The sequence below is a fragment of the Treponema sp. UBA753 genome (genome assembly GCF_002297325.1).
Taxonomy (GTDB): Bacteria; Spirochaetota; Spirochaetia; order Treponematales; family Treponemataceae; genus Treponema_D.
Genome location: NZ_DBKJ01000103.1, coordinates 1 through 4,071, shown reverse-complemented (window position 1 = coordinate 4,071; position 4,071 = coordinate 1). Strand labels below are relative to the sequence as shown.

The window sequence follows — 4,071 nt, the reverse complement described above, 5'->3', positions numbered from 1 at the left end:
TATGCTTTTAAAAGTTCCACGGAATCGGAAATGTCTGCGCCGGGAACAGAAGATGCCTTGCAAAGTTCGCTCCAAACAGAATAAAGCTTGACAGTAGCGGAAACTGTTTCATTCTTGGAATTTCTTACTGCGCTGTTCAAGTAAGAGTCGGCAGTTTCCCAGTTGCCAGCACAAAGATTTGCCCGCACCGCATTAAGCACAAGCTGCTCAGAAGTAACCTTTGGCATATTTGAAGCATCGTGCGCCGCAATGCCGGCTGCCTTTGCGTAGGAATTTCCGGCATCAGTATAAAGACCAAGCTGCTCCTGCAAAGTTCCAGTATAATATAGAAGAGAACGAGTGTCCGCGGCAGTATCGGCAAAGTCAAGGTTGCGCTTTAAATAGTCAATTGAGTCAAGAACAGTTTCCTGCTTTAGAGCTTCCTTTTTTATGATTTCCGCGGATTTTTTATTCTGCGCAAAAATAGAAGCGGAAGCAACACAGGCGCAAAATGCAAGCAATAATTTTTTCATTCAGCGTTTTCCTGCGGTTGCTGCAAAGGAGCTTCTTCTTGCTGAACTTTCTGCCCGGATTTTTTTTCTTTTTTATTTGATTCAGGAATGGAATCAGCTTTTCTTTTTTTTCCAAATGTGAACGGAAGCGTAATTACAACGCCAGCCAAAAAAGCGGAAAGCAATGCTGCAAAAACCGGAATATTTTCAAAGCTATGAAAAAACCAAATTGAGCACTTGTTAGAAAGATTGAATCCTGTAAGAAGAGCAACAAGCACAACTAAAAATAAAATTCCTATAAGTTTAAACGGCATATAAACCTCACAAAAATTCAAAACTATAAATCAGTTAAATTATAATTGCATTCAAGGAAAATTGCAATTTTAATGCTATGGAAAAATGGAAGGAGTTATTTTAATTTTGCGGAAAGTTTTTTATCAAACGTAAAAACAGTTTCATTAAGAATTTTTTTTCTCGAAATTATAATGCAATCAACAAAATCAAATGCTGTTTCAGAAAAAACAGAAAGCGCATTAACAATAATTTCCTTATTCTGAATTTCAACTTCATTGAAAATAGGAGCAACTATTGATTTTATTTCATTTCTAGGAACTTTATAAAGCTTGGTCAGCACATACACAACTTCGGCAATAATTTCTGGCAAAGTAAAAGAACCTTGCTTTATAACAGATTCTGCTTTGTCCGCCTGTTCTGGAATATCATCCAAAAGATAGCGGAGAATAACATTTGTATCTATGAGAGTCATTTTTATTTTCCAGAAAAAGCAGAAGAAGCTGTTTCCTGTTCAATGTGAACCAACGACGGATTCGCATAGATAGCAGCAAGTCCGCGGCATGAAACAGATTTTTCATCAGAATCATTTTCTTCATCCACAACAACTATAGCCGACTGTTTTAATTTAAAAGTAATATTTCCAAGAGGAACAAAAGATTTTCCGTCATAATAAGCCTTGACTGCAATCATGAGATGCCTCCTATAATTTTTTAATATATTAAAATTATAATTGCATTCAAGGAAAATTGCAATTTTATATTTATTATGTGCCAGGGCAAACGCATTATAAATGTATTCAGCATAAAACTGGCTCCCAGACACGATTTTCTGGTTCAAAATCGCGCAATAATGTGCTACACTCTGATTGTTGCAAAGTAACTATAGAATTACCCGCTCACGCGGCCGCAACAATCAGAGTGTTTTTGCCCCAGAAACCGTTCCTTCGCGCAAACTTTACTTAAATTATTTATAATGCATTTGCCCTGTATTATGCGTTTTTTTTTCCGTTATTTTTCTGAGTCTTCTTTTTGTCCTAGGTATTTTCCGGTTGCTTCAAACAAAGCATTTTCAATTTCTTCGATTCTGAAATTCCGTTTTTGAATAAAGTCCCTGATTGTCATGTCGAATTTGTTTTTTTCGTCAAAAGCCGTTTGTGTTTACCTTGATGTCTACAAGTCCCGGTATTTTTCCTTTGAGGCCTTCCAGACCTTCTTTGATTGAGGGGGCAGTACAAACCCTCAAAACGGCGAAGTCAAGGCTTTAAGCGTTAGCGTGCCTTGACTTCGCCGTATTCCGGCTTTTACAGATTCCTTTTCAGAATCGCTCATTTCTTTTAATGTCCATAAGATTATGTGTTTTACCATTTGTGTGTCCTTTCCTTAAATCATATTGCAGCCGGATTTTCTTTCTTCCGGGTGAGCCACTTCAAAGCCGCAGTTGGCTTCCATGTTCAGTTCGCGAAGTTCTTTTACTCCGTCAATATAGAGCTGATAGTTGATGCCAGTAGATTCATAGCCGCAGCCTACATCGTAATCTTCGCACAGTGATTCGCGGACAATCTGTTCCCGCTGTTCTCTAAAGGTATTGCAGTCGGGCTTGTACCCTCCGCACGAATCAAAATACTTGCCATAGTGTTTCCTTTTGAAAACATTTTAGCATAACAAAGAGGGCTTCTGGAATAAAGTTACTGCGACAGAGGAAAACTAATCTGTTATGTTTTAGAATGATGGTAAGTCCGAAAAAACTTTCTTAACGAAGCGGTAAATAAAAAGGCAAATCGTAGCACATACAAGTTTATCTACAAAGTTTGTGATTGTGCCGCCTATGTATGCTGCAACCGGCAGGCTTCTGATTACGACGTAGATTCCCTGAACGGCGTTATCAACCTGCGGAATTGATGTGTTTGCGCCGTAAACAAAAGTTGAAATTGTGTCGCCGATAATTGAATTGCTGATTGCGGCTAAAAATCCAGCCCACATAAAGCTGTCTGCAGAAAGAAGTTTTTCGTTAGGATATTTTTTTCTTTCTGAGCGGAAAATCAGCCAGGCTATTAAAGCGGTAGAAAGATGACATGCAGAAAAGAAGATTCCCGTGTGTGCAAAAATGAACAAAAGCAGATTTGAACCAAAGGCGCAGATTAAGCCCGGTACAAGTCCGCACAAAGCAGTTACCGCAATGGTCATTACTGAATCAAGATAAAGAGGAAAAGCAATTAATCCTGCCAGAAAAGAACCGAGATAATTTATTCCGATTGAAACGGCGGTAAAGAGAACTGTAAAAATTATTCTGTGCGGTGTCCAGTTTTTGTACAGCAACCTGCTGTTTATTAAGTTGCCGCTCATACTGTAAGCCCCAGAAGTTTTGCTTTTTCAAGAAGGTCGTGCCTGTCTTTAATATCGAGTTTTGAATAGACTTCGGTTCGCTGATTGATGACAGTTTTTTCTGATTTGCCGAGCTTTTTGGCAATGTCTGCAACGTGCATATCCTGCGAAAGAAGAATAAAAACTTCACGCTCTTTTTTGGAAAGTGATTTGTAGTTATCAAAAAGGTAGCTCAAATCATTTGTGATGTCGTGTTCACAACCATGTTTTACAAGAAGCGACTGCATCAGTTCTGTTGCGGCTTTGTTGTAATATGAATTGCCGTTTGCAACAGTAGTGATTGCAGTCGCAAGTTCATCAATTGTTGCGTCTTTTGTAATGTAGCCCTGAACTCCGTTCAAGAGTGAATTTTCAACATGAATCACATCGTTGAACATGGTGTAAATCAAAATTGAAATGTCGGGAGAAAGCTTTTTGAGTTCGGGAATCAGTTCAAGTCCGCTTCTGCCGTCCAGGTTCAAATCAAGAATGACGATTTTGATGCCGCGGTTTTCCTTTAAGGTTTCCAGTGCGCTTTCATAATCACTTGCGCACACAAAATCAAAAGAGAAATCTTTATTTTTAAGCATCTGAGTCATGCCGTCGCGTAAGCCCACATGATCATCAACGAACAGAATCTTTAATTGTGATTGCAATTGTTGTTCCTCCCTCGCTTATAAAATTGACAGTACCGCCCAAAAGTTCCACGCGCTCTTTTATATTAGAAACGCCGTAATGCTTTTTTGCGCTCTGCTTGTTTTTAAGTTCAACTTCTTCTTCCGAAAATCCCTTGCCGTCGTCTTTTATAATAAAGCGGAAGTCGTCAATGCCGTCTACAAAACGGATTTCCACATTGCTCGCGTTTGCATGGCGGCTGATGTTGGAAAGCGCTTCCTGCAGGATCCGGATAAGTTCAATCTGAACAT

General features: G+C 39.1%; 7 protein-coding genes. All 7 read right to left on the bottom strand.

The annotated features are described in order from the left end of the window. Positions 1-512 (bottom strand): hypothetical protein (locus B4C08_RS08560; protein WP_296664487.1); only part of this gene is annotated, 512 nt, incomplete at its 3' end. Continuing rightward, positions 509-805, bottom strand: a complete 297-nt coding sequence (locus tag B4C08_RS08555) for a hypothetical protein (protein ID WP_296664486.1) — start codon at positions 803-805, stop codon at positions 509-511. The genes B4C08_RS08560 and B4C08_RS08555, both read right to left, overlap by 4 nt. Positions 806-900: 95 nt before the next feature. After that, positions 901-1,257 carry a PIN domain-containing protein gene (locus B4C08_RS08550; RefSeq protein ID WP_296664484.1) on the bottom strand — a complete coding sequence of 119 codons (357 nt, stop codon included), beginning with the start codon at positions 1,255-1,257 and terminating at the stop codon, positions 901-903. A gap of 2 nt (positions 1,258-1,259) precedes the next feature. After that, positions 1,260-1,475, bottom strand: coding sequence for a hypothetical protein (locus B4C08_RS08545; RefSeq protein ID WP_276752787.1), 216 nt, complete (start codon positions 1,473-1,475; stop codon positions 1,260-1,262). 1,028 nt (positions 1,476-2,503) lie between these two features. Next, the gene (locus tag B4C08_RS08540) at positions 2,504-3,127 is read right to left on the bottom strand and encodes a hypothetical protein (protein ID WP_296664478.1); all 624 of its coding nucleotides are present in this window, start codon (positions 3,125-3,127) and stop codon (positions 2,504-2,506) included. Beyond that, positions 3,124-3,801 (bottom strand): response regulator transcription factor, encoded by a 678-nt coding sequence (locus B4C08_RS08535; protein ID WP_296664476.1) that lies wholly within the window; start codon positions 3,799-3,801, stop codon positions 3,124-3,126. The genes B4C08_RS08540 and B4C08_RS08535 overlap by 4 nt, the downstream gene beginning before the upstream one ends. Further along, positions 3,770-4,071: sensor histidine kinase (locus B4C08_RS08530; RefSeq protein ID WP_296664474.1), on the bottom strand; the 302-nt coding region annotated here is incomplete at its 5' end. The genes B4C08_RS08535 and B4C08_RS08530, both read right to left, overlap by 32 nt.